2 protein-coding genes are annotated in these 3,145 nt (G+C 43.6%); both read right to left on the minus strand.

What is annotated here, in order from left to right; translation table 11 throughout:
• Positions 1-85: 85 nt before the first annotated feature.
• On the minus strand, positions 86-1,372 hold the full coding sequence (locus IQ229_RS20510) for a sulfite oxidase (RefSeq protein ID WP_194046900.1): 1,287 nt from the start codon (positions 1,370-1,372) through the stop codon (positions 86-88).
• Between the two features lie 128 nt (positions 1,373-1,500).
• Complete coding sequence (locus tag IQ229_RS20515; RefSeq protein ID WP_194046902.1) at positions 1,501-2,955, minus strand: aminotransferase class V-fold PLP-dependent enzyme; 1,455 nt, start codon at positions 2,953-2,955, stop codon at positions 1,501-1,503.
• Between the last annotated feature and the right edge of the window lie 190 nt (positions 2,956-3,145).

Consider the following 3,145-nt stretch of genomic DNA (forward strand, 5'->3'; position numbering starts at 1 on the left):
GCATTGGGCATGGGGTATGGGGCATAGGGCATTGGGCATTGGGCATAGATTATTTTTCTTGTACCCCTCATCTCCCTTATTTTCCTCATGCCTGTATTGTCACCGGATGGCTAACAACACCTCCGTAGAGCAATCCAGAGTTATTCCACGGAACTGTACTCGGTTGTGTATTACCTAAATTGTCAGTAGCACGAGCCTGGAGAAAATATTCTCCAGGAAGTGGCTTCCATTCAATGTCCCAGCGTACCCACGCAAATGGAAAATTTGGTTCTCTCAGTCGTGCAAATTGCCAAGTTTTACCACCATCTAGGCTGACTTCCACACGGACAATTTTTCCTTTCCCAGACCAAGAACGTCCACGTAGTAAGTGGGTTTTAGCAGAAAGAGTAGCTGGCCAAGCCAACTCGAAAGCGCTCTTAACATTTTGATAGGTAATCAGCTTACCTTTATATGGTGCGATCGCTGGGTAATCTGCACCAACTAGCACCATTTGCTCCGTTACCCACTGGGTATATATCGGTGTTTCAGAAACCTCAATCCGCTCAATCCATTTAACGTTGGCGTTTCCTCCCCAACCAGGGAATAAGACACGGCACGGCTGACCATGATCTGGAGGTAATGGTTCTCCGTTCATTGCGTAGACGACAAGTGAGTTATCGGCTAATGCTTTGCTAATTGGAACTACACTGCTGAACTTGGATTTATTTGTCTTCTTTGAATCTAGCGAATCTACATCTGCACCCTCAACGAGTACATCTTTTGCTGTGGATTTCAATCCAGCTCGCTCCAATAACATACCAAGTGGTACACCAGTCCATTCAGCCACACCAATAGCCCCAAGCCTCCACCGTGTTCCAGGGAGTGGTGTGTTGTAAGCTTCTTCAAAGAAGCGCCGACCATTAGCAGCACACTCAATAGCACAAGTGATTGAGATGGATGGCATGGCGATGATTTCATCGTAAGTAAACTCACAGGGGGCAGAAACGCCAGTTCCATGAATTTGCAAACGCCATGTAGATGGGTCAAAGGTCGGTGGTGCGCTCCGGTTGTGAACATAAAACCAATCATTTGGTACTAAATAACCACGCCCATACATCGCTTCCCAGTTCATCTCTAATGTGCCTTTGCTATGAGAGATATACCCTGGTGGCAATGGCTTAAGTATTTTGCTGGCTTTAGTTTTAATGGCTGCTTGACTGTGAGCAGGCGCAGGTTTAGCTAATCCCCCGATGGCTGTGGCGCCAACCATAGTAGCTAGTATTTTCAGAAAGCGCTGGCGCGAAATACCTGCATTTGTACTTTTTTGCCAGATGCACTGTTCAACCCGTGCTTGTAGATAGTCCTCCTGGTCAAAAAGGTTTTCATCGCTCAAGCTATTACCCCCTTTTAATTTGTAATTCGTAATTAAGAAACAGAGAATGAAGGAGTAGGAGAGAAGTTGCAGTAAGTCTTTCCCCTCTGCGCCTCTGCACCTCTGCTTCTTCCAATGCCCTGAAAAAACTAGCTGTTTATTGCTGTCCAAACACCAGTTATCTGGTCTTGTGTGTAGTTGGGCAAATAGTGAGCCAATCCGTTTTTAGCTATTTGAGCGATCGCATTTATAAAGCGATCGCAATCTTCTAATGTATTATATACAGCAAAGCTGGCTCGGATAATACTAGGAATATTACGTGTAATTCCTCTATCTACTTCCTCAGCAATCTCACAGTCTTGCTCGTCTGAAACATTCTTGAGTTTGCGAATGTATTCATAAGTGCAGAAAGCCCCAGCGCGAACGCCAATACCGTATTCTTGTGCCAAAATTTCTGCTACTAAGCGTCCGTCAAATCCATCAATATCAAAGGGAATAACATGGGCTAAGTTATCTCCGGGAATATGTATTTTGACACCATAAATCAGCCCAAGCCGTGTATATGTGAATTCAACTAGAGAGTGTTCATACTGAGCAATGCGATCGCGCCCTACTGCTTCGATAATTTCAATTGCTTTGGCAATAGCGATCGCACCCATTGCGTTTGGAGTTCCGGGGTCATGGGCCCGTTCTGTATAAAAACGCTTGATCTCTAGGTTTCTGGTGATATAAGGCAGGTTTCCACCCCCAATTTGATAAGGGTAGGAGCTATCAAAAAATTCCTTTGGCCCCAGCAAAACTCCGGTTCCATAAGGGGCATACATCTTGTGTCCAGAGAAAGCCACAAAATCTAAATGACATGGGTCATTATCAGGACGCATATCGACTCGTTCATGCTGAATTAACTGACACACGTCGGCAAAAATCTTCGCGCCATACCGATGTGCTAAAGCTGCGATTTCGTAAATTGGGGGTCTGTAACCTGTAATTGTCGAAGCACCTGTAATAGTTACTAACTTAATTTGCTCGGCTTCGGGGAGATTTTGGTGTGCCTTGAAAATATCTTCAATTTCTGCAATACTGACACTTCCATCTGGCTGCGTTCTGTACTGCACAACTTCGTCTTTAGTAACCCAAGGCAGTAGGTTAGATGAATGCTCGATATCAGAAACTAAGATTTTCCCAGGTTTTTTTGCCCAAAGTGTGGCGGCTCCATTAATTGCTTCTGTTGTATTCTTCGCAAAGATTACATAGTTGTCTAAAGATGACCCGACAAAATCCCGAATGATGTTTCGACTGGCGTCATATTCTCGTGTAGTGATAATGGATTTTTGCCCAGAACCTCGATGTACGCTGCCATAGGTGTCAAGCATTTCGTCCACGTACTGCTTGAGAGTTGCAAAGGGTGTGGTTGTAGCTCCATTATCCAAGTTCACGTACTTGACATAGTTTCCGTTAAGAGTTTTCACCTTGAAAGATAAAGACTCATCTGTAAATAACGGTCTGATTTCTTTGTCCCAAAAGCTGTCACAATTTTCTACAAACAGCGGTAATTTAGCAGTCTCTTGCTTGATATTTGCGCCCATTGCAAGTATATCAGTCATCTTTAGCACCCCGATTTTAAATTTTGATTTTTTTGAAAAAGCCTAACTGCCACAACACTTTATTTCGCGCTGCAATCGGATTAATTGCCAGTAATTATGGTCTTTATAATTACTTTGTTTCTAGTAGAAAACGCGGTTACTACAATTATTCTTTAATAAAACAATTAAAATCGGTATCCGTATTAACGCT

It is taken from the genome of Nostoc cf. edaphicum LEGE 07299, from assembly GCF_015207245.1.
Taxonomy (GTDB): Bacteria; Cyanobacteriota; Cyanobacteriia; order Cyanobacteriales; family Nostocaceae; genus Nostoc; species Nostoc edaphicum_B.